We start from the raw sequence: 20,585 nt of genomic DNA, 5'->3' as shown, positions 1-20,585 counted from the left end.
TCCACGGAGGGCGCGGGTCAGCGGTCGAGGGCGGCGAGCGCGTCGACCGCTTTTCGGGCGGCGATGAGCACCGGATCCCACACCGGCGCGTACGGCGGAGCGTAGCCGAGGTCGAGCGCCGTCATGTCGTCCACCGTCATGCCGTTCCACAGAGCCACGGCCAGCGTGTCGATCCGCTTGGCGGCCTCCGACCAGCCGACGATCTGCGCACCGAGCAACCGGCCGCTGGGCCGCTCGGCGATCAGCTTGACCGTCATCGGCCGCGCGCCGGGGTAGTAGCCGGCCCGGTTCGTCGACTCGGCGATCACCGAGACGAAGTCGAAGCCGGACGCCGAAGCCTCGCGCTCACGCAGGCCCGTCCGGCCCACCTCCAGGTCGCAGACCTTGGTCACCGCCGTCCCGATCACACCGGCGAAGGTGGCGTAACCGCCGCCGATGTTGATCCCGGCGACCCGGCCCTGCTTGTTGGCGTGCGTGCCCAGCGGCACGTTCACCGGCAGCCCGCTGACCCGGTGCAGCGTCTCCACACAGTCGCCGGCCGCCCAGACACGCGGCACACCGACCACCCGCATTCGGCGGTCCACCCGGATCGCGCCGGTCGGACCGATCGGCAGCCCGGCCGCCTCGGCGAGCGCGGCGTTGGGGCGTACGCCCAGACCCAGGACCACGACGTCGGTCGGAATCGGCCCCTCGGCCGTGACCACCGCGGACACCCGGCCGTCCCGCTGCTCCAGGCCGGTCACCGGCAGGCCGGTGCGGATCGTGATGCCGAGGCCGCGCATGGCCTCGGCGACCAGCTCACCCATGTCGCTGTCCACTGTCGACATGGGCTGGTCGCCCGCCTCGACCAGGGTCACCGAGAGGCCGCGTTGGATCAGGGCCTCGGCGATCTCGACGCCGATGTAGCCGCCACCCACCACCACGGCCCGGCGCGGCTTCGGTTCGGCGTCCAGCCAGAGGCGCAGGGCCGCCCCGTCGTCGAGGGTCTGCATGCCGAACACGCCGCCCGCGTCGGTGTCGGCCCAGGGTGGCTTCACCGGCACCGCGCCGGTGGCGTACATCAGGTCGTCGAAGCGCTCGCGGACCTCGCCGCCGCCCTCCAGGTCCCGTGCCACCACCTCGCGGCGCTCCAGGTCGATGGCGGTGACCTCGTGGCGCATCCGCACGTCCATCGCGTACGTGGTGCGGAACGTCTCCGGCTCCCGGGCGATCAACGCGTCCGGGCCGGGGACCAGGCCGCTGATCCAGTACGGGATGCCGCACGCCGAGTAGGAGGTGAAGTGGCCGCGTTCGAAGACCATGATCTCCAGGTCGTCACGGCCGCGGCGGCGTCGGGCCTGGGACGCCGCGGACATGCCGGCGGCGTCCCCGCCGATGACGATCAGCCGTTGCGCCACTGGCTCATCCTGTCACGAGGTGCTCAGCCGCGCGTCTGTCGTGCCACGTCCTGCACCACGTCGGTGAGCTTCCCGGTGCGGGCGAACACCGCGCGTTGCCGGGCCGCGCCGGTGCCGTGCCGGCGCAGCCCGCCCAGCAGGTCGGTCACCTCCGCCCAGTCGCCGTGCTGCTCCAACGCCGGCCGCATCCGCTGCACGAACTCGTCGAGCAGCTCCCACGCCGGGCGCAGCTCGCCGGTGGTCACGTCGACGCCCTCGCCCTCCAGCCCGTCGTGGGCGGCCCGCCAGTGCGCGCCGACCAGCAGGTGGTGGTCCGTCCGCAACGCCGGCCGGCCCGCCTCGACGTCGGCCATGGCCGTGGCGACCAGGGCCCGCACCAGCGCGGCGACCAGCACCGCGTCGTCCACCGACGGGCAGACGTCGCCAATCCGCAGCTCCACGGTCGGGTACTTCGCCGACAGCCGGGCGTACCAGTAGAGCATCCCCTCGTCGAGCATCACCCCGCTGGAGATCAACTGGCGGATCAGCCGCAGGTAGTGCTCGTGCGACTCCAGCCACGGCGTCGGCGCCACCGACGGCCAACGCTCCCACTCGACCGACCGCCAACTCGCGTAGCCGGTGTCCTCGCCCCGCGCGAACGGGGAGTTGGTGGTCACCGCGTGCAGCATCGGCAGCCACGGCCGTACGTGGTTGAGCACCTGCACGCCGGTCTCCGGGTCGGGAACGCCGACGTGCACGTGCATGCCGTTGTTGCCGGGGCCGGGCACGAGCAGCCGGAACCGCTCGATCATCCGGTCGAAGCGGGGCTTGTCCACCACCGGCGGCACCGGGCCGTCGACCGGGCCGGTGCCGATGGCAAGCAGTCGTACGCCGGCCCGCTCGGCCGCGTCGGCGAGCGCGCCGCGCAGCACGCCCAGCGAGTGCCGGATGGACGACAGCTCCAGGCCGGGCGGCGAACCGATCTCGATCTGGCTGGTCTGGAACTCGCGTTCGACCTGGCCGCGCAGCTCCGCCGGCACCTGGTCCAGCACGAGGTCGACGGCGGGCACCGCGGCTCCGGTGTGCGGGTCGACGAGCAGGAACTCCTCCTCGACACCCACGGTGAGCCCATCGGTCCCCGCGGTCGTTCCGCTGGGCGCCTCCGCCACCTGGCCGGTCATCGACACCACCGTCCGTTCCTGCCGCCCGCGGCCCGTCCGCGTCGGTTCGGCTGTCGGTTACCCAACGTGGCGATGCCGGGAAACGTGATGGCGGCGCGTCGTGCGTCGCTCCCCGCGCGCCGGCCGGCCGCGCGTCCGCGCCAGGAGACCGGGCTGGCGGTGATCCGGCCCGCCACCGTGACACCGGGTCCTAGGCTGATCCCGTGCCGGTGCCAGTGGGTTTCGTCGGGGTCGCGTGGATGTTCGCGTTCGCCCAGGTGACGCTCCTCGCGGACCGCCCGGCCGATCTGCTCGCCGGTGCCGCCCTGACCACTCTGGCGCTGCTCGCCGCGCTGGTCGCGACGCGGGTGCCGGGCGGTCTGAACGCGCCCGGCGCCGGGCGGCGCTGGATCGGGCTGCGCGCCCGGTCCCGCGGTCGACGGACGCCCCGGCAGGTCGACCCGGACGCCGCGGGTCGACCCCGTCCCCGCGCACCCGGGCACCCCTCGGTCGCGTAGCGCGTCGCGTCGCGCGGCCGATCCCGCCGTCACCGGTCCTCCCGCCGAGCCAACGCCGCGGGGGAGGACCCCACCGGAATCGGACCGAGGGGTTTCCCATGCTCGCCTTCGCACCACTGCACGACACGGTCACCGCCGCCGGCGCGGCGCTGTCCTGGCTCACCGATCTGCTCGAACCGCTGGCCGGCGGCATGGCCACCGCCGCCGCCATCGTGCTCTTCACCATCGCCGTCCGGTTGCTCATCTCGCCGTTGACCGTCGCGCAGGTCCGCGGCGAGCGGCGCCGCGCGGCGCTCGCCCCGCAGGTGCGTGACATCCAGCGGAGGTACGCAGGCGACCCGGCGACGCTCCAGCGTGAGGTGTTCGCGTTGTACCGCGAGGCCGACGCCAACCCGATCACCGGCTGCCTGCCGTTGCTGATCCAGGCGCCGTTCCTGCTGGTCCTCTACCGGTTGTTCACCACCACCGAGGGCGGTACGGGGTTGCTGACCGAGCGGTTGGCCGGGGTGCCGCTGGGCCACCACCTCGGCGACGGTCTGGGCGGTGCGGCCGGTCCGCTCTTCGGCGTCCTGCTCGCCGTCCTGCTGGTGTTGGCCTGGTGGTCGTCGCGGCGGGCGCGCCGGGCGTCGGCGGCGGTCGGCACGGTGGCGGGTACGCCCACCGAGGGGCCGGGTGCCGCCACGCTGGGTCGGTTGCTGCCCCTGCTGCCGTTCACGACGGTGCTTGTGGCGCTGGTGCTGCCGCTCGCCGCGGTGATCTACCTGGTGACCACGACCGCCTGGTCGGCGCTGGAGCAGGTGGTGCTCCGGCGGCCGCAGGTGGCTCCGGCGGGGGCCGAAGCAGATCGACGTTGACAACTGTCACGGTGGGACGTACAACCACTGAGAGAGCGCTCTCTCGACCCCGTCCCCCGCAGAGAGGCACGTCCATGTCACCTCGTCCGGCGGCCACCGCCGCCCCGCCCGCCCGACGCCGCCTGCTGGCGTCCGTCCTGCTCGTCGCCACCACCACCGCCCTGGCCGGCGTCACCATGAGCGCGCAGGCCGCCGTACCGCCCCCCGCCAGCGGCTGGAGCACGGTCTGGAGCGACGACTTCACCGGCGCGGCCGGCACCCTGCCGTCGGCCGCCAACTGGATCATCGACACCGGGCACAACTACCCCGGCGGCCCGGCCAACTGGGGCACCGGCGAGATCCAGAACTACACCGCCAGCACGGCGAACGTCAGCCACGACGGCGGCGGCAACCTGCGGATCACGCCGCTGCGCGACGGTGGGGGCGGCTGGACCTCCGCCCGGATCGAGACCGTGCGCAGCGACTTCAAGGCCCCGGCCGGCGGCGTGCTGGCCATCGAGGGCCGGATCCAGATGCCGAACGTCACAGGCGCGGCCGCGGCCGGCTACTGGCCGGCGTTCTGGGCGCTCGGCGCCCCCTACCGGGGCAACTACCAGAACTGGCCGGGCATCGGCGAGTTCGACGTGATGGAGAACGTCAACGGCATCAACTCGGTGTGGGGGGTGCTGCACTGCGGCGTCGCCCCCGGCGGCCCGTGCGACGAGTTCAACGGCATCGGCGCGTCCCGGGCCTGCCCCGGCGCGAGCTGCCAGTCCGCGTTCCACACCTACCGGTTCGAGTGGGACGCCTCGATCAGCCCGCAACAACTGCGCTGGTACGTCGACGGTCAGCTCTTCCACACCGTCACCCAGAGTCGGGTCGGCGAGCCGGCCTGGTCGCAGATGACGTCGCACGCGGGCTACTTCCTCCTGCTCAACGTGGCGATGGGTGGCGCGTTCCCGAACGGGGTGGCCGGCAGTGGCACGCCCACCGCGGCGACCGTCCCGGGCCGGCCGATGCTCGTCGACTACGTGGCGGTGTACCGCCGGGGTGGCGGCACCACCCCGCCGCCCACCACCCCGCCCCCGGGCGGGACGAGGGACGCGTACGGGCAGATCGAGGCCGAGTCGTTCAACGGCCAGAACGGGGTGTTCGTCGAGGCGTGCGCCGAGGGCGGGCAGAACATCGGCGCGCTGCGCAACGGGGACTGGGCGCGTTACGACAACGTCGACTTCGGCTCCACCCCGGCACGGGACTTCGTGGCGCGGGTGGCCTCCGGCGCGGGGAGCGGGGTCAGTGGCCTCGTCGAGGTGCGGCTGGACAGTCCGACCGCGACGCCCATCGGCAGCTTCGCGATCGGTAACACCGGCGGATGGCAGAGCTGGCGTTCGGTACCGGGCAACGTCGCCGCGGTGACCGGCCGGCATGCCGTCTACCTCACCTTCACCAGCGGTCAGCCGAACGACTTCGTCAACGTCAACTGGTTCACCTTCCGCCGCTGAGGCGGTCCGGTAGGGGTCTCCCGTCGCGTTGCCGCGCGACGGGAGACCCATTCATTCGCGTCGACCTCTGGACAGAAACAGTTAACTGTCTTAATAATTAGCGCCAACGTTGACGCACATGGATGCCCAGCCGGGCGCGGAGGGCCGTATGAAGCCTGCCAGATCCCTTGTCCTGTCCCTGGTCACCGCGTTGGCCGCGACCCTCGGCGCGGCCTGGGTGGCGCTGCCCGCGTTCGCCGCCGGGGGCACCGCCAGTTTCGTCAAGACCTCCGACTGGGGCTCCGGTTGGGAGGGGAAGTACACGATCACCAACGGCGGCGGCTCGACCATCAACGGGTGGAGCCTCGCCTTCGACCTGCCGGCCGGCACCACCCTCGGCAGCTACTGGGACGCCCTGCTCACCTCCGCCGGCCAGCGGCACACCTTCACCAACCGCTCCTGGAACGGCAGCATCGCCCCCGGCGCCTCGGTCTCCTTCGGCTTCCTGGCAACCGGCTCCGGCTCGCCGACCGGCTGCCAGCTCAACGGCGCGGCCTGCGGCGGCGGCACCCCACCCCCGACGACCCCGCCCCCGACCACGCCGCCCCCGACCACCCCGCCGCCGACCACGCCACCGCCGACCACCCCGCCTCCGACGACCCCGCCGCCGACCACGCCACCGCCGACCGGCGGGCTGCCGAAGCACCTGCTCACCGGCTACTGGCACAACTTCGACAACCCCGCCGTGGAACTGCGCCTGCGCGACGTCCCCGCCGACTACGACCTGGTCGCGGTCGCCTTCGCCGAGGCCACCACGACGCCGGGAGCGCTCACCTTCGGCATCGACCCGGGCCTGTCCGCCGCGCTCGGCGGCTACACCGACGCCGACTTCACCGCGGACGTACGCACCCTGCACGAACGGGGCAAGCGGGTCATCCTCTCCGTCGGCGGTGAGACCGGCCGCGTCACAGTCAACGACGCCGCCTCGGCCGCCGTCTTCGCCGACACGGCCGCCGCGCTCATCGCCCGCTACGGCTTCGACGGCATCGACATCGACCTGGAGAACGGGCTCAACCCGACGTACATGGCACAGGGGCTGCGCGCGCTGCGGGCCAAGGTCGGGCCGAATCTGATCATCGCGATGGCCCCGCAGACCATCGACATGCAGAACCCGGCCGGCGGCTACTTCAAGCTGGCCCTGGACATCAAGGACATCCTGACCGTCGTCAACACCCAGTTCTACAACTCCGGCGCGATGCTCGGCTGCGACCAGAACGCCGCGTACGGCCAGGGCACGGTGAACTTCATCGTCGCGCTCGCCTGCATCCAACTGGAGGCCGGGCTACGCCCCGACCAGGTCGGCCTCGGGCTGCCCGCCGGACCGGGCGCGGCGGGTGGCGGCATCGTCGCGCCAAGCGTGGTCAACGCCGCGCTCGACTGCCTGGCCCGGGGCACCAACTGCGGCAGCTTCCGGCCGCCGCGCACCTACCCCGGCATCCGAGGCGCGATGACCTGGTCGGTGAACTGGGACGTCAGCAACGGCAACGGCTTCGCCCGCACGGTCGCCCCGCACCTGGACACCCTGCCCTGAGCGGCCCCGACGCCCGTACCGGCGTCGGCGCACCACCTGCGCGGCCGGCGCACCACCCGGCCGCGCAGGGCACCATCCCCCACCACACCGGTCCCTGGAGGCCACCGTGAAACTCCGATCCCCCCGCGCGGCGACGTTCGCCGTCGCGCTCACCGCCGCCCTGGTCGCGGCCACCGTCGTGGCGCCGCCGGCCGCGTCGGCGGCCACCGCCGCCTTCGTCCGCACCAGCAGCTGGAGCAGCGGGTACGAAGCGAAGTTCACAGTCACCAACAACACGTCCACGGCCATCACCTCGTGGGACGTCCAGTTCGACCTGCCCGCCGGCAGCACGGTCGGCTCCGCCTGGGACGCCCAGGTGAGCAGCTCCGGCCAGCACGTGACGGCCCGCAACCTGTCCTGGAACGGCGCCCTGTCGGCCGGAGCGAGCACCTCGTTCGGCTTCATCGTCGCCGGCACGGGCGACCCAACCAACTGCACCGTCAACGGCGCGTCCTGCACCGGCGGTCCCACCACGCCCGGCGCCCCCGCCACCCCCGGCGGCCTGCGCGTCACCGGCACCACGAGCTCGGCGGTCTCGCTGGCCTGGAACGCGGTCGGCGGCACGGTGACCGGCTACCGGGTGTACGAGGGCTCCACGGTGCGCGCCACAGTCACCGGCACCTCGACCACCGTCTCCGGCCTGGCCGCCTGCTCGGCGCACAGCTACACGGTCGCCGCGTACAACTCGGCGGGGGAGTCGGCGCGGTCGGCGACGGTCGCCGCGAGCACCGCCGGCTGCACCGGTGGCGGCGGTTCGATGGCCGTCGCGCCCTACCTCTACCCGGGCTGGGGTGACCCGCCCGCGCCGGCGACTGTCATGTCGGCGACCGGCGTGAAGTGGTTCACCATCGCGTTCGTGCTCTCCGGTGGCGGCTGCACCCCGGCCTGGGACGGCGGTGGCCCGCTCACCGGCGGAGCGCACGCCAGCACCATCGCGGCCATCCGGGCGGCCGGCGGCGACGTGATCCCGTCCATCGGCGGCTGGAGCGGCAACAAGCTCGGCCCGAACTGCTCCTCGGCGAGCGCCCTGGCCGGCGCGTACCAGCAGGTGATCAACGCGTTCGGGCTGAAGGCGATCGACATCGACATCGAGAACAGCGACGAGTTCGAGAACGAGGTGGTGCAGGACCGGATCCTGGGCGCGCTGAAGATCGTCAAGCAGAACAACCCGGGTCTGAAGACCATCATCACGTTCGGCACCAGCACCACCGGGCCGTCGTACTACGGCACCCGGCTGATCAACCAGGCCGCCGCGCTGGGCGCCAACATCGACACCTTCACCATCATGCCGTTCGACTTCGGCGGCGGAGCCAACATGTACCAGAGCACGATCAACGCCGCTGAAGGGCTGAAGAACACGCTGAAGACGGCCTTCGGCTGGTCCGACGCGACGGCCTACGCGCACATGGGCATCTCCGGGATGAACGGGCTCTCCGACCAGCAGGAGCTGACCTCGCCGGCCACCTGGACCCAGATCCGGGACTGGGCGAAGGCGCGCAACCTGAGCCGCTTCACGTTCTGGTCGGTCAACCGGGACCGGCCGTGCCCGGGTGGGGGAGTTGTCTCCAACTGCTCCGGCATCGCGCAGAACACCTGGGAGTTCACCTCGATCACCGCCCAGTTCGGCTGAGCGGACGCGGATCAGCGACCGGCGGTCACCGACCGCCGGTCGTCGCGTTCCCGGCGGCGGCGGATCTTGCGGATCACCCAGCTCACCAGCATCACGGCGAAGACCGCGACGATCGCGTAGTTGAACCAGTCGCTGTAGCGCTCCACGTCCTGCCAGCGGCTGCCGAGCGCGTAGCCGGCGCCGACGATGAGGGCGTTCCACAGCCCACTGCCGATGGTGGTGAGCAGGACGAACTCGCCAAGCGGCATCCGGTTGGCCCCGGCCGGAACGGACACCAGGCTGCGGACCACCGGCACCACCCGGCCGATCAGCACCGCCCACCGGCCGTGCCGCTCGAACCAGCGGTCCGCCTTCTCCAGGTCGTCGCGGTCCACCAGCGGGATGCGGTCCAGCCAGCGCTTGAGCCTCTCCTCGCCCAGCGCCGCGCCGAGCCAGTAGAGCACCAGCGCGCCGACCAGCGAGCCGACCGTCGCGGCGACCATCACGAGTACGACGTTGAACTGGCCCTCGTGTGCCAGGAAGCCGGCCATCGCCAGCACGATCTCGCTGGGGATCGGGGGGACGATGCTCTCCAGGGCGACGAGCAACGCCACGCCGACCGGGCCCATCGCCTCGATCACCGTGGCCACCCAACCGGTCAACCCGGTGAACTCGGACGGGTCGCCAGCCTGGGCGTACGCCATGGTCGTCCTCTCCGTGTCGGCTGTCGGGGATCGGAGAGTGATACCCGACAGCCGCCGTCCTACACCTGCGCTCAGTGCTCCGGGTGCAGCGCGGTGTCGGCCGGCCCCTGCCGCCAGGCGGTGAACACCACGCTCAGGCCGGCGCGGACCGGAGCGCAGCAGAACGGGCCCGCCACGGCGTCGGCCGCCGGATCCAACGGGGCGAGGCGGACCAGTCGCCACGGCTCGTCGTCGGCCCGCGCCCGTACGGTCAACGCGTCACCGGCCCGGCTGACCCGGACGGTCACCTGCCGACCCGCCCAGCCCGGCACCGGCCCAACCGACCAGTCGGAGAACTCCCGGGTCACCACCGCGCCGAGTTGCAGTTCGCCGTCGCTCATCTCGACGCCGGCCTTGGTCCAGGTTCGTTCGTCCACCCGGACCAGCGCGCCGGCCTGGTCGAACTGCCCGCTCAGGTCCAGCCGGAAGCTCACCTCCATGGCGCTGCCGACCGGCAGCGGCGCCAGGAGGGCGGGGCCGTTGTCGTGCAAGAAGCCGTAGCTGGTCCGCCGCCAGAAGTCGGTCTCCGCCGCGGCCTCGACGACCAGCTCGCCGGCGGGGCCCTGCTCGGCGCGCAGCGGTGGGTGCAGCCACCGGCCCCGGGACCAGTCCAACGGTTCGCCGGGCGGTACGAGGTCGAGGTCCATGACGGCACGGTACTTGCCGCAACCCGGTTTGCCGGGGTGATCGTTCGGAGATGTTCCTCCGGCATGGGTGACCGTTGGTATTCCGAAGCCGTCGTCTACTGCCTCGACATCGACACGTACGCCGACTCGGACGGCGACGGGGTCGGCGACATCCGTGGGCTGATCGGCCGGCTGGACTATCTGGCCCGGCTGGGCGTGACCTGCCTGTGGCTGCACCCGATCCACCCGTCGCCGAACCGCGACGACGGGTACGACGTCACCGACTTCTACAACGTGGACCCGCGCTTCGGCACCCTCGGTGACTTCGCCGAGCTGCTGCACCAGGCGCAGAACCGGGGCATCCGCGTGATCATCGACCTGGTGGTCAACCACACCTCCGACGAGCACCCGTGGTTCCAGTCGGCCCGCTCGTCGCCGGACTCGCCGTACCGCGACTGGTTCGTCTGGTCCGACACCGAGCCGGACGACCGGCACCAGGGCATGGTCTTCCCCGGCGAGCAGAAGGAGACCTGGAGCTACGACCGGACCGCGAAGGCGTGGTTCTACCACCGGTTCTACAAGTTCCAGCCGGACCTCAACTTCGCGAACCCGGAAGTCCGGGCCGAGGTCAAGAAGATCATGTCGTTCTGGCTCCAGCTCGGCGTCTCCGGGTTCCGGATGGACGCGGTGCCGTTCATCATCGAGCTGACCGAGCCGGGCAACCCGAACTCGCCGAAGGACTTCGAGTTCCTCACCGAGATGCGCCAGCACGTGCAGTGGCGTCGCGGTGACGCCGTCCTGCTGGCCGAGGCGAACGTCGAACCGGACCAGCTCCCGACGTTCTTCGGTGACGGCAGCGGCTCCGGCAACCGCATCCACATGCTCTTCGACTTCATGCTCAACGGCCGGCTCATGCTCGCCCTGGCCCGCCAGGACCCGGAGTCGCTGATCGAGGCGCTGCGGGACACCCCGAAGCTGCCGGTCGGCGGGCAGTGGGCCACCTTCCTGCGCAACCACGACGAGATCGACCTGTCCCGGCTGACGACCGAACAACGCAACCAGGTGTACGCGGAGTTCGGCCCCGACGAGAACATGCGCATCTACGACCGGGGTATCCGCCGCCGGCTCGCCCCGATGCTCGGCAACGACAGGCGCCGGATCGAGCTGGCGTACGCGTTGCAGTTCTCGATGCGCGGCACGCCGGTGCTGCGCTACGGCGAGGAGATCGGGATGGGCGAGGACCTGTCGCTGCCCGGTCGGGAGGCGATCCGTACCCCGATGCAGTGGTCGTACCAGCCGAACGCCGGCTTCTCCACGGCGGACCCGGAGAAGCTGGTCCGCCCGGTGATCGACAAGGGTGAGTTCGGCTACCAGACAGTCAACGTGACCGCCCAGCGTGCCGACCCGAGGTCGCTGCTCGGCTGGTTCGAGCGCATGATCCGTACCCTGCGCGAAGCCCCGGAGATCGGGTCCGGCTCGACCACCCACATCGACGTGGCGATGCCGGCCGGTGTGCTCGCCCACCGCGCGGACGGGCCGACCGGGACGATGGTCTTCGTGCACAATCTGGGCACCGACGACGTCGAGGTCGACCTGAGCAGCCTGGAGTCGGAGGCCGACATGCCGATCGACGTGCTCTCCGACCGGGGCTACGGCGAGCTCGGCAAGCTCGGCGCGGTGAAGGTCTCCGGGCACGGATACCGGTGGATTCGCCTATGCCGGGGGCCGGCCTGTTGACGTTAAGCTCCTCCGGTCGACCCCACGTTACCCGGAGGTAATCATGTCGGAGGAGCCCCGCGTCGCCATCGTCACCGGAGCCGCACGCGGTATCGGGGCGGCCACCGCCCGGCGGCTGGCCGCCGACGGTCTGGCCGTCGCCGTGGTCGACATCGAGGAGTCGGCCACCAAGGAGACCGTGGACGCCATCGCGGCCGACGGCGGCCGGGCCCTCGGCGTGGGCGCGGACGTGTCCGACCGGGACCAGGTGGAGGCGGCGGTGGCCCGGATCGCCGCCGAGCTGGGCGCGCCCACAGTGCTTGTCAACAACGCCGGCGTGCTCCGCGACAACCTGCTGTTCAAGATGACCAGCGCCGACTGGGACACCGTCATGGGGGTGCACCTGCGCGGGGCGTTCCTGTTCAGCCAGGCCGCCCAGAAGCACATGGTGGACCGCAAGTGGGGGCGGATCGTCAACCTGTCCAGCACCTCCGCGCTGGGCAACCGGGGTCAGGCGAACTACGCCGCCGCCAAGGCCGGCCTCCAGGGCTTCACCAAGACGCTCGCCATCGAGCTGGGCCCGTTCGGGATCACCGCCAACGCGGTCGCGCCCGGCTTCATCGTCACCGACATGACCGCGGCCACCGCCGCCCGGATGAAGGTCGACTTCGAGGACTTCCAGAAGCACGCCGCCGCCGAGATCCCGGTCCGCCGACCGGGCCGCCCGGAGGACGTCGCGCACACCATCTCGTTCCTGGTGAGCGAGGGCGCCGGCTTCGTGTCCGGGCAGGTCATCTACGTCGCGGGCGGCCCGCGGGACTGACCGGGGTCAGGCGTGGTCGTGGCGGGTGCGCCACAGCCAGAGCAGGCCGAGCACCGGCAGCACCAGCGGAATGTAGCCGTACCCGCTGCCGAACTGCGACCAGACCGTCTCGTCGGGGAAGAGTTCCCTGTCGACCAGGCTCAGGACGCCGACCGCGACCACGCCGACCAGCTCCACCGAACAGCAGGCCAACGCGACCCGGCGGCCGGTGTGCCCGGCGCGGGCCAGGCCCACCGCCGCCACGATGTAGATGAGCGCGGCAAGCGCGGACAGCAGGTACGCCACCGGCGCCTCGTCGAACTTCGTGGCGATCTGCAGGCCCGCCCGGCTCGTCGCCGCGATGGCGAACAGCAGGTAGACCGCGATCAGCAGTCGACCGGGGCCGGAGTTCGTGCGCGGTCTGGCCGTTCCGGTCTCAACCACCGAGCACCTCCCAGGTCTGCTGCAACCGGACCACCACCACCGGGGCCACCAGGCAGACCGCGCACACGATCGCCGAACCCCAACGGGTCGGCTCCATCCGGGCCAGCACCCAGGCCAGCGGCGGCAGGCAGACGAGCGTCACCAGGTAGCCGAAGAAGGCGCCGGGCTCGCCGGGCCGATCCCCGCCGCCGACCGCGACGAGCGCCAGCACGCCCAACACGAGCAACGCCACCTCGAGTACGGCCAGACCGACGAACTGCACCCGGTCCGGTGGCCGGTGGCGTACCGCCGCCACCAGCGCCCACGCCGCGACGAGCAGCGACAGCACGATCGGCACGGTCGCGACGATCCCGTCCACCGGCGAGTCGGCGCCCACGCCGGTCACCGGACCCACCCGGTCGTTGCCTCGGTCACCGGCACAGCCTACTAACCGTCGTAGTAAAGGCGTGCTCTGCCTCTCCGCGTGTAACGCCCGCCCGTCGAGGTGCCGCGTTCCTCGAGCCCTCCCGTTTCCCGGGTCGGCGTCAGTCGCCTGCCTGGAGCCAGTAGACGGACACGGCGAGGAGCGGTTCCGGTCCGTCGTTCCGGATCCGGTGCGGCACCGTGCTGTCGAACGCCACGACGTCGCCGGCCCGCAGGACGTCGGTCCGGTCGGCGAACGTCACGGTTCCGGTACCGGAGACGATGATCCACACCTCCCGGGACCGATGGACGTCGAGGTCGTTCGAGGTGTTCGGGGCCACCGACCAGCGGGCAACCTCGAACGGGGCGGGCGCCGTCGACGGGAACGGCAGCAGCGCGCGGTGCACGGGACCGCCCTCGGTGAAGTCGTACCAGTGTTCGAACGTCGCGACACCGCTGGTGATCGCTGGATCGGTGCTCGGCATGTCGTCGAGACTGCCCCGCCGCACCCGGTGTGTCTGGCGGCAATCGGACCCGAGGCTACCGGGATCAGGCCAGGGCGAGCTGCTTCGATTGGTTGAACCCGCCGCCGTCATGGCAGCCGGTGCGACTAGCGTGGATCACGTCCGTGGCGTTGCCCCGGACGGGGGAGACAGCGGAGGTACACGTGCTGCGGTTCGGGTTGTTCGGCACCGGTCACTGGGCGATCGAGACGCACGGCAAGGCGCTGCACGCGCACCCGGACGCCGAGCTCGTCGGGGTGTGGGGGCGTAACCCGGAGCGGGCCTCCGCGCTTGCCGAACGGTACGGGGTGCCCGCGTACGGCGACGTCGACGCGCTTGTCGAGCAGTGCGAGGCGGTGGCCGTGGCGCTGCCCCCGGACGTCCAGGCCGACATCGCGGTCCGGGCCGCCTCCGCGGGCCGGCACCTGCTGCTGGACAAGCCGCTGGCGCTGAGCGTCGCCGACGCCGACCGGGTGGTCGCCGCCGCCGAGGCGTCCGGGGTCGCCTCGGTCGTCTTCTTCACGCAGCGGTTCCAGCCGAACGTGACGGCGTTCCTCGCCGCCACCGCTGCCGCCGGGGGCTGGCAGCACGGTCGTACCGTCGCCTTCGCGTCGATCTTCCAGGACGGCAGCCCGTACGGCGGCTCGTTGTGGCGACGCGAGCACGGCGCGCTCTGGGACATCGCCCCGCACGCGCTCTCCATCCTCCTGCCGGTGCTGGGTCGAGTGACCCGGGTGACGGCGACGGACGGGCCGAGCGGGATGGTGCACCTGCTGCTCACCCACGAGGGCGGCGCCACCAGCAGCGCCTCGCTCTCCCTGGAGGCGCCGACGGAGTCGATGACCCGCGAGTTCGTGTTCTACGGCGAGAACGGCATCGAGACCGTGCCGCACGGCGAGAACGACGCCGCCACCGCGTTCGGTGTCGCGATCGACCAGCTCGTCGAGCAGGTACGCGCCGGCACCCGCGACCACCGCTGCGACGTCCGCTTCGGCCGCGAGGTGGTCACCATCCTCGCCGCCGCCGAAACCGCCCGCACCGAATCCCGCACCGTCACCCTCCCCTGACCCCGCCCGGTCACCCACCCCACCCGGCTGGCCGGTGGGGGAAATCTGGTGGGGGTGGGCCGACGGGGTCGGTAGGGTGGCGGGCATGTTCACGCATGCCCTGATCGAGGGGGTCGGTACGCCGGCCGCCCGGGGTGCCCTCCTGGCGTCCCGTCCGCGAACCCGGCGTCCGGCCCTGGCCGGCTGGGACGCAACCTGCCGCTGATCGGTCCACCCGCGCGGTGAGTCCGGGGCACCGCCGGGCCACCGCTGATCTTCCGCATCGGCACGAGGCTGTCGCCTCGTCTCGCGTACCCGCGCCATCGTCCAGGGCCGTCCGAGTCCCGATCCACTCGGACAGGCCCGGCAATCCCGGCTGCCTGTCCAGCCCGTCGCCGATCGGCGACAGACAGGACGACGACCCGTGGCGCCCCGCAACCTCCGACCGACCGAACGCGACAGGTCCCGTCGCGTACTCAGCCAGAACTTCCTCACCGACCGGGCCGCCGTCACGCGGCTGGTCGGTGCCGCCGACCCCGACCCCACCGGGCTCCTGCTGGAGGTCGGCGCCGGCCGTGGCCAGCTGACCCGGCCGCTGGCCGCCCGCTGTGGGCGACTGACGGCGTACGAGGTGGACCCGGTCGCCGGCCGTGAACTGGCCGCCGTCTGCGCGGCCCTGCCCAACGTCGAGCACCGGCCGGCCGACTTCCTCGCCGCCGAGCCGCCGCCGGAGCCGTTCGCGGTGGTCGGCAACATCCCGTGGTCGCTGACCTCCGCCGTGGTGCGCTGGTGCCTGGCCGCGCCCCGGTTGCGCTCGGCGACCCTGCTCACCCAACTGGAGTACGCCCGTCGACGCAGCGGCGACTACGGCCGGTGGACCCGGCTCACCGTGCGGACCTGGCCGGAGTACGAATGGCGGCTGGCGGGGCGGGTGCCACGTACCGCGTTCCGGCCGGTGCCGGCCGTCGACGCCGGGATCCTGCGCATCGGTCGGCGTCCGGAGCCACTGCTGCCGGCGGCGGCGCTGCCGGCGTACCGCAGGCTCGTGGAGTTGGGTTTCCAGGGCGTCGGCGGTTCCCTCGCCGCGTCCCTGCGCCGGCACCACCCGCCGGCCCGGGTCGCCGCCGCCCTGCGGGCGACGCGGCTCGCGTCGGACACCCCCGTCGGGTACGTCTGGCCGGAACAGTGGCTGGTGCTGTTCCGGCTGCTGCACGCGCGGTGAGGCGGGCGGGCAGGCGCGGGCTGTCAGGCGAGGGTGGTGAGCGCCTCGCTCAGCTCGGCCGGCGACTCGAACTGCTCGGCCGGCAACGCCTGCAACATCTGCAACATGGCGGTGCTGGCCCCGTTCTCCTGCCCCCAGCGGACGAGGTCCTCGCGGGAGACCGGGTAGTCGAGCCCGGCCAGGTACTCCTGCAACTGCACCCCGGTGACGGTCATGCCGGCCGGCTACCCGCTCGGACCACCCGTACACGCCGACGGCGTGTCGCCGGGCGGCGCGCCGACGGTTTGTCGGTGCGAGCGCCGGGTAGCCGCTGCCATGCTGGTTCAGCGGCTCGGCGCGCCGAGCGACTTCGACCCGTTGCTGGAGCGCGTCCGGGACGCCCGGGTGGTGATGATCGGCGAGTCCACGCACGGCACCTACGACTACTACCGGCTACGCGAACAGCTCACCCGCCGGCTCATCGCGGAGTGCGGCTTCTCGTTCGTGGCGGTGGAGGGCGACTGGCCGGACTGCGACCGGGTGCACCGCTCGGTGACCGCCGCGCCCGGTGGCGCCCACGATCCGCAGGCCGCGCTGGAGGGGTTCGAGCGCTGGCCGACGTGGATGTGGGCCAACGCCGAGGTGGCCCGGTTCTGCCGCTGGCTGCGTGCGTGGAACCAGGAGCAGCCGGAGGGCCGGCGGGCCGGGTTCCACGGTCTCGACGTGTACAGCCTCTGGGAGTCGATGCAGGCGATCTTCGACTACCTGGGGGAGGAGGACCCGACCTCGCTGGAGGCGGCGCAGGACGCGTACCGGTGCTTCGAGCCGTACGGCAAGCGGGTCGAGGACTACGGCGCGGCCAGCCGGTTCGTGTCCGCCCGCTGCGAGGAGGAGGTCGTGCGGCTGTTGGCGCGTACCCGGGAACAGGCCATGTCGGACGGCCCGGACCGCTTCTCGGCCTGGCAGAACGCGGAGGTGGTGGCCGGCGCGGAGCGCTACTACCGGGCGATGGTGGCCGGTGGGCCGGATTCGTGGAACATCCGGGACACGCACATGCAGGGCACGCTGGACCGGCTGCTCGACCGGTACGGCCCGGACGCCCGGGGGATCGTCTGGGCGCACAACACGCACGTCGGGGACGCCCGGGCCACCGACATGGCCGCCGACGGGATGGTCAACATCGGTCAGTTGGCGCGGGAGCGGCACGGCGACGACGCGGTGGCGCTCGTCGGGTTCGGGAGCTACCGGGGCACGGTGATCGCCGCGCCGCGGTGGGGTTCACCGGCCGAGGCGATGGTCGTGCCACCGGCCCGGGAAGGTTCGGTGGAGCGCCGGTTGCACGAGTTGATGCCGGAGCGGGCGGTGCTCGTCTTCGGCGGCGACGACCAGCCGGAGTGGGTCACCGGGACGGCGGACCACCGGGCGATCGGGGTGGTGTACGACCCGTCGTTCGAGTCGTGGGGCAACTACGTGCCCACCCGCCTCGGCGAACGCTACGACGCCCTCATCTGGTGCGACGAGACGACGGCCCTGCACCCGCTCCCGGCCCCGGCCGCCGCCGGCGAGATGGAGACCTACCCGGCCGGCGTCTGAGAACGCGACGGAGGTGCGGCACCCGCGCGGGCGCCGCACCTCCGTCGTCGACTGTCAGACCCGGGTCGGAGCGTGGTCCTCCAGGTGGGTCCGCAGGCCCTCGCCCTCGATGTCGACGTTGGGCAGGGCCCGGTCGAGCCAGCGGGGGAGCCACCAGGCGCGGTCGCCGAGCAGCGACATCACCGCCGGCACGATGGTCATCCGGACCACGAACGCGTCGATGGCCACGCCGATGGCGAGCGCGAAGCCCATCGACTTGATGATCGGGTCGTCGAGGAACACGAAGCCGCCGAACACGGACATCATGATCAGCGCGGCGGCGGTGACCACCCGGGCGCCGTGGCCCATGCCGCTGATCGTGGCCTCACGCGCGGTGTCGCCGTGCACGAAGTCCTCCCGCATCCGGGAGACCAGGAAGACCTCGTAGTCCATGGCCAGCCCGAACAGGATGCCGATCAGCAGGATCGGCAGGAAGCTGACCAGCGGCGCCGGGGTGTCCAGGCCGACCAGGTCGGCCAGGTGGCCCTGCTGGAAGATCGCCACCGTGATGCCGAACGTGGCGGCCACGGTGAGCAGGAAGCCCAGCGCCGCCTTGAGCGGGACCAGCAGCGAGCGGAACACCAGCATCAGCAGCAGCACCGACAGCCCCACGACCAGCAGCAGGTAGATCGGCAGGGCGTCGGACAGCTTCTCGGAGACGTCGATGCCGATGGCGGTGACGCCGGTGAGCAGCACGTCGACGTCCTTGACACCACCGACCGCGTCGCGGACCTCGTGCACCAGGGTCTCGGTGGCCTCGTCGGTCGGGCCGGTCTTCGGCACCACGCCGAGCAGCGCCGTCCGACCGTCCGGGCTGAGCTGCGGCGGCGCGACCGCGAGGACGTTCTCGGTGCGCTGGATCAGCGCGGTGACCTGCGGCAGCGCGGCCGCTGTGGCCTGCGCGTCGTCGCCCGCCACGACCACCGCGAGGCGGCCGGTGAAGCCCGGCCCGAAGCCCTCGGTGGTGAGGTCGCTCGCCACCCGGGCCGGGGAGCCCTCGGTCGCCGTGCTGGCGTCCGGCAGGGCCAGCCGCATGTCCGGCGTGGGCAGCGCGAGTAGCCCCAGGCCGAGCAGCGCGACCAGGATGACAGGTACGCGGAAACGGGTGACGAAGCGCGCCCAGCGGAAGCCGAACCCGGAGCGGTCCTCGACCGGCAGCTTCTCCTCGCCGACCGGGTCGCCCGGGGCGGCGGCGTCGACAGCCGAGCGCAGCCGGCGCGGGAGCACCCGGTTGCCGGCGAAGCCGAGCAGTGCGGGCTGGAGGGTGATCGCCACGAGCACGGCGATGGTGACCGTGGCGGCGGCGGCGAGACCCATCACCGTGAGGAACGGGATGTTGACCACGGCCAGACCGGCGAGCGCGATGACCACGGTGGCACCCGCGAAGACCACTGCGGAACCGGCGGTACCCACGGCCCGGCCGACCGCCTCCTCCGGGGACAGGCCTTCGAGCAGGTTCTGCCGGTGCCGGGACGTGATGAACAGCGAGTAGTCGATGCCGACCGCGAGACCGAGCATCAGCGCCAGGATCGGCGCGGTGGTGGTCAACTCGATGGCGCCGCTCAGCGCGTACAGGCCGGCCATGCCGACGCCCACGCCGATCAGCGCGTTGAGCATGGTCATCCCGGCCGCCACCAGCGAACCGAAGGTGATGATCAGGACGATCGCGGCGACCAGCACGCCGAGCGCCTCGGTGGAGCCGATCTCCGGCTCACCACCCAGCACCTCACCACCCGGGGCGACCTGCCAACCCTTCGCCTCGGCCGCCGAGCCGACCTCCTCGTACGCGGTGCGCTGCTCGTCGGTCACCTCGTCACCACCGGTGGCGAACTGGACCTGGATCAGCGCGTACCGGCCGTTCGGTGAGACCGCGCCGGCCTGGAACGGGTCGACGGCGCCGACCACGCCGGGCAGCGTGGCGGCCTGCTGGACCAGCTCCCGCACCACGGCCTGGCCCTCCGGCGTGGCCAGTTGGCCGTCACCCGGTGCCTTGACCGCGATGGTGCCGGTGGCGCCGCTGGCCGCCGGGAACTGCTCCGCGAGCAGGTCCAGTGCCTGCTGGCTCTCGGTGCCCGGCATGGTGAAGTTGCTCGCCGTCGGGCCGCGCAGGGTCGCTGCGGCGATGCCGGCGCCGACGAGTACGACGAGCCAGAGCGCGACGACGAGCCGTCGCCGGCGCAACGCGCCCCGGCCGAGCCGGTAGAGCAGGGTGGCCATCAGGATTCCTTGTCCTCGGTCGTGGGTGGTTGGGGCTGGGGTGCGTCGACGGGTTCGACGGCCCGCCGGACGAGGGTGAGCAGGGCGGGGCGCAGGTCGTCGTCGGGCACGTCGACGAACTCGGCGCACGCCTCGGAGATGCCGGCCAGCAGCACCAGCGCGGCGATCTGGGCGCTTGGCCGGTCGGAGTACCCGGCGAGCGCGTTCCGCAGCCGGTCGGAGATCTCCTGGATGTGCATGAACGCCGGCTGGCACAGCAGCTCGGGGAACTCGCCGCGCAGGACCGCGATCTCCCGGCGGAACCGGACCGCGAGGTCGACGAAGCCGGTCGCGGCGACCTCCTGGGCGGCGGCTCCGGTCAGGCCGGCGAGCTTGTCGTCGAGGGACTGCAACATCGCGATGGCCGGGGCCATCAGCTCGGCGAGCAGGGCTTCCTTGTTGGCGAAGTGGTAGAGGACGCTGGCCTTGGAGACGCCGACCTCGCGGGCGATGTCCTGCAACGAGGTGCCCCGGTAGCCGGTCACCGCGAACTGTCGCGCCGCGGCGGCGAGGATCTCGCCGTGCGTCTCGGACACCGCTCTTGCCATCACCGGTCCACCTCCGTGGACCAGCATGCCTGACCGATCGGTCAGAGCCTGACCGATCG

General features: G+C 72.3%; 20 protein-coding genes. 10 read left to right on the top strand and 10 right to left on the bottom strand.

Going from position 1 to position 20,585, the window contains the following annotated elements; all coding sequences use genetic code 11:
- Positions 1-17 precede the first annotated feature (17 nt).
- Together ABZS77_RS22995 and ABZS77_RS22990 are read right to left on the bottom strand one after the other, a co-directional pair.
- On the bottom strand, positions 18-1,397 hold the full coding sequence (locus tag ABZS77_RS22995) for an FAD-dependent oxidoreductase (RefSeq protein ID WP_354826219.1): 1,380 nt from the start codon (positions 1,395-1,397) through the stop codon (positions 18-20).
- A 23-nt stretch (positions 1,398-1,420) separates the two neighbouring features.
- Complete coding sequence (locus ABZS77_RS22990) at positions 1,421-2,557, bottom strand: glutamate--cysteine ligase (protein WP_354826216.1); 1,137 nt, start codon at positions 2,555-2,557, stop codon at positions 1,421-1,423.
- A 203-nt stretch (positions 2,558-2,760) separates the two neighbouring features.
- Here ABZS77_RS22990 and ABZS77_RS22985 point away from each other — a divergent pair, with 203 nt between their 5' ends.
- The 5 genes from ABZS77_RS22985 (at position 2,761) to ABZS77_RS22965 (ending at position 8,628) form a co-directional block, all read left to right on the top strand.
- The gene (locus ABZS77_RS22985) at positions 2,761-3,054 is read left to right on the top strand and encodes a DUF6412 domain-containing protein (protein ID WP_354826213.1); all 294 of its coding nucleotides are present in this window, start codon (positions 2,761-2,763) and stop codon (positions 3,052-3,054) included.
- A 98-nt stretch (positions 3,055-3,152) separates the two neighbouring features.
- On the top strand, positions 3,153-3,908 hold the full coding sequence (locus ABZS77_RS22980; protein WP_354826210.1) for a membrane protein insertase YidC: 756 nt from the start codon (positions 3,153-3,155) through the stop codon (positions 3,906-3,908).
- Between the two features lie 74 nt (positions 3,909-3,982).
- The gene (locus ABZS77_RS22975; RefSeq protein ID WP_354826208.1) at positions 3,983-5,389 is read left to right on the top strand and encodes a carbohydrate-binding protein; all 1,407 of its coding nucleotides are present in this window, start codon (positions 3,983-3,985) and stop codon (positions 5,387-5,389) included.
- A gap of 148 nt (positions 5,390-5,537) precedes the next feature.
- Positions 5,538-6,959, top strand: a complete 1,422-nt coding sequence (locus tag ABZS77_RS22970; protein ID WP_354826206.1) for a cellulose binding domain-containing protein — start codon at positions 5,538-5,540, stop codon at positions 6,957-6,959.
- Between the two features lie 106 nt (positions 6,960-7,065).
- The gene (locus ABZS77_RS22965) at positions 7,066-8,628 is read left to right on the top strand and encodes a cellulose binding domain-containing protein (protein WP_354826203.1); all 1,563 of its coding nucleotides are present in this window, start codon (positions 7,066-7,068) and stop codon (positions 8,626-8,628) included.
- An 11-nt stretch (positions 8,629-8,639) separates the two neighbouring features.
- Here ABZS77_RS22965 and ABZS77_RS22960 read toward each other — a convergent pair whose 3' ends face one another.
- Together ABZS77_RS22960 and ABZS77_RS22955 are read right to left on the bottom strand one after the other, a co-directional pair.
- Positions 8,640-9,311 (bottom strand): DedA family protein, encoded by a 672-nt coding sequence (locus ABZS77_RS22960; RefSeq protein WP_354826200.1) that lies wholly within the window; start codon positions 9,309-9,311, stop codon positions 8,640-8,642.
- 71 nt (positions 9,312-9,382) lie between these two features.
- Entirely contained in the window at positions 9,383-9,997 is a 615-nt protein-coding gene (locus tag ABZS77_RS22955; protein WP_354826197.1) for a DUF1349 domain-containing protein, read from the bottom strand.
- Between the two features lie 63 nt (positions 9,998-10,060).
- Between ABZS77_RS22955 and ABZS77_RS22950 the strand changes: the two genes are divergently transcribed.
- Together ABZS77_RS22950 and fabG are read left to right on the top strand one after the other, a co-directional pair.
- Positions 10,061-11,713 (top strand): alpha-amylase family protein, encoded by a 1,653-nt coding sequence (locus tag ABZS77_RS22950; RefSeq protein ID WP_354826195.1) that lies wholly within the window; start codon positions 10,061-10,063, stop codon positions 11,711-11,713.
- 43 nt (positions 11,714-11,756) lie between these two features.
- Positions 11,757-12,515: a 3-oxoacyl-ACP reductase FabG gene (fabG, locus tag ABZS77_RS22945; protein ID WP_354826192.1), complete on the top strand. Its 759-nt coding sequence runs from the start codon at positions 11,757-11,759 to the stop codon at positions 12,513-12,515.
- Between the two features lie 6 nt (positions 12,516-12,521).
- Here the strand turns inward: fabG and ABZS77_RS22940 are convergent, their stop codons facing one another.
- The 3 genes from ABZS77_RS22940 to ABZS77_RS22930 all read right to left on the bottom strand — a co-directional run bounded on the left by ABZS77_RS22940 (position 12,522) and on the right by ABZS77_RS22930 (position 13,825).
- Complete coding sequence (locus ABZS77_RS22940; protein WP_354826190.1) at positions 12,522-12,938, bottom strand: hypothetical protein; 417 nt, start codon at positions 12,936-12,938, stop codon at positions 12,522-12,524.
- Positions 12,931-13,323, bottom strand: a complete 393-nt coding sequence (locus ABZS77_RS22935) for a hypothetical protein (RefSeq protein WP_354826187.1) — start codon at positions 13,321-13,323, stop codon at positions 12,931-12,933. The genes ABZS77_RS22940 and ABZS77_RS22935 overlap by 8 nt, the downstream gene beginning before the upstream one ends.
- A gap of 139 nt (positions 13,324-13,462) precedes the next feature.
- On the bottom strand, positions 13,463-13,825 hold the full coding sequence (locus tag ABZS77_RS22930) for a cupin domain-containing protein (protein WP_354826184.1): 363 nt from the start codon (positions 13,823-13,825) through the stop codon (positions 13,463-13,465).
- Between the two features lie 182 nt (positions 13,826-14,007).
- On the opposite strand from ABZS77_RS22930, the gene ABZS77_RS22925 reads away from it, so the two are divergent.
- Together ABZS77_RS22925 and erm are read left to right on the top strand one after the other, a co-directional pair.
- Positions 14,008-14,910, top strand: coding sequence for a Gfo/Idh/MocA family oxidoreductase (locus ABZS77_RS22925; protein ID WP_354826337.1), 903 nt, complete (start codon positions 14,008-14,010; stop codon positions 14,908-14,910).
- Positions 14,911-15,313: 403 nt separating this feature from the next.
- Positions 15,314-16,111, top strand: coding sequence for an ErmE/ErmH/ErmO/ErmR family 23S rRNA (adenine(2058)-N(6))-methyltransferase (gene erm, locus ABZS77_RS22920; protein ID WP_354826182.1), 798 nt, complete (start codon positions 15,314-15,316; stop codon positions 16,109-16,111).
- Positions 16,112-16,134: 23 nt separating this feature from the next.
- On the opposite strand, the gene ABZS77_RS22915 is transcribed toward erm, so the two are convergent.
- The gene (locus tag ABZS77_RS22915; RefSeq protein WP_234585931.1) at positions 16,135-16,326 is read right to left on the bottom strand and encodes a DUF2795 domain-containing protein; all 192 of its coding nucleotides are present in this window, start codon (positions 16,324-16,326) and stop codon (positions 16,135-16,137) included.
- A gap of 100 nt (positions 16,327-16,426) precedes the next feature.
- Here ABZS77_RS22915 and ABZS77_RS22910 point away from each other — a divergent pair, with 100 nt between their 5' ends.
- A complete protein-coding gene (locus ABZS77_RS22910) occupies positions 16,427-17,683 on the top strand; it encodes an erythromycin esterase family protein (RefSeq protein WP_354826179.1) in 1,257 nt (418 codons plus the stop codon).
- 54 nt (positions 17,684-17,737) lie between these two features.
- Here ABZS77_RS22910 and ABZS77_RS22905 read toward each other — a convergent pair whose 3' ends face one another.
- Both ABZS77_RS22905 and ABZS77_RS22900 read right to left on the bottom strand, forming a co-directional pair.
- Positions 17,738-19,939, bottom strand: coding sequence for an MMPL family transporter (locus ABZS77_RS22905; RefSeq protein ID WP_354826176.1), 2,202 nt, complete (start codon positions 19,937-19,939; stop codon positions 17,738-17,740).
- Entirely contained in the window at positions 19,939-20,526 is a 588-nt protein-coding gene (locus tag ABZS77_RS22900) for a helix-turn-helix domain-containing protein (protein ID WP_354826173.1), read from the bottom strand. Before ABZS77_RS22900 ends, ABZS77_RS22905 begins: the two co-directional genes overlap by 1 nt.
- Positions 20,527-20,585 lie beyond the last annotated feature (59 nt).

It is taken from the genome of Micromonospora sp. NPDC005298, assembly GCF_040607375.1.
Lineage (GTDB): Bacteria > Actinomycetota > Actinomycetes > Mycobacteriales > Micromonosporaceae > Micromonospora.
The sequence above is the reverse complement of the archived record's forward strand: the minus strand, read 5'-3'. Positions and strand labels throughout refer to the sequence as shown.

Coding starts and splice junctions, on each gene's coding strand:
- ABZS77_RS22970 (WP_354826206.1), top strand. CDS start 5,538: ATGAAGCCTGCCAGATCCCTTGTCCTGTCCCTGGTCACCGCGTTGGCC.
- ABZS77_RS22955 (WP_354826197.1), bottom strand. CDS start 9,997: ATGGACCTCGACCTCGTACCGCCCGGCGAACCGTTGGACTGGTCCCGG.
- ABZS77_RS22910 (WP_354826179.1), top strand. CDS start 16,427: ATGCTGGTTCAGCGGCTCGGCGCGCCGAGCGACTTCGACCCGTTGCTG.
- ABZS77_RS22975 (WP_354826208.1), top strand. CDS start 3,983: ATGTCACCTCGTCCGGCGGCCACCGCCGCCCCGCCCGCCCGACGCCGC.
- ABZS77_RS22930 (WP_354826184.1), bottom strand. CDS start 13,825: ATGCCGAGCACCGATCCAGCGATCACCAGCGGTGTCGCGACGTTCGAA.
- fabG (WP_354826192.1), top strand. CDS start 11,757: ATGTCGGAGGAGCCCCGCGTCGCCATCGTCACCGGAGCCGCACGCGGT.
- ABZS77_RS22905 (WP_354826176.1), bottom strand. CDS start 19,939: ATGGCCACCCTGCTCTACCGGCTCGGCCGGGGCGCGTTGCGCCGGCGA.
- ABZS77_RS22960 (WP_354826200.1), bottom strand. CDS start 9,311: ATGGCGTACGCCCAGGCTGGCGACCCGTCCGAGTTCACCGGGTTGACC.
- ABZS77_RS22990 (WP_354826216.1), bottom strand. CDS start 2,557: ATGACCGGCCAGGTGGCGGAGGCGCCCAGCGGAACGACCGCGGGGACC.
- ABZS77_RS22915 (WP_234585931.1), bottom strand. CDS start 16,326: ATGACCGTCACCGGGGTGCAGTTGCAGGAGTACCTGGCCGGGCTCGAC.
- ABZS77_RS22980 (WP_354826210.1), top strand. CDS start 3,153: ATGCTCGCCTTCGCACCACTGCACGACACGGTCACCGCCGCCGGCGCG.
- ABZS77_RS22950 (WP_354826195.1), top strand. CDS start 10,061: ATGGGTGACCGTTGGTATTCCGAAGCCGTCGTCTACTGCCTCGACATC.
- ABZS77_RS22900 (WP_354826173.1), bottom strand. CDS start 20,526: ATGGCAAGAGCGGTGTCCGAGACGCACGGCGAGATCCTCGCCGCCGCG.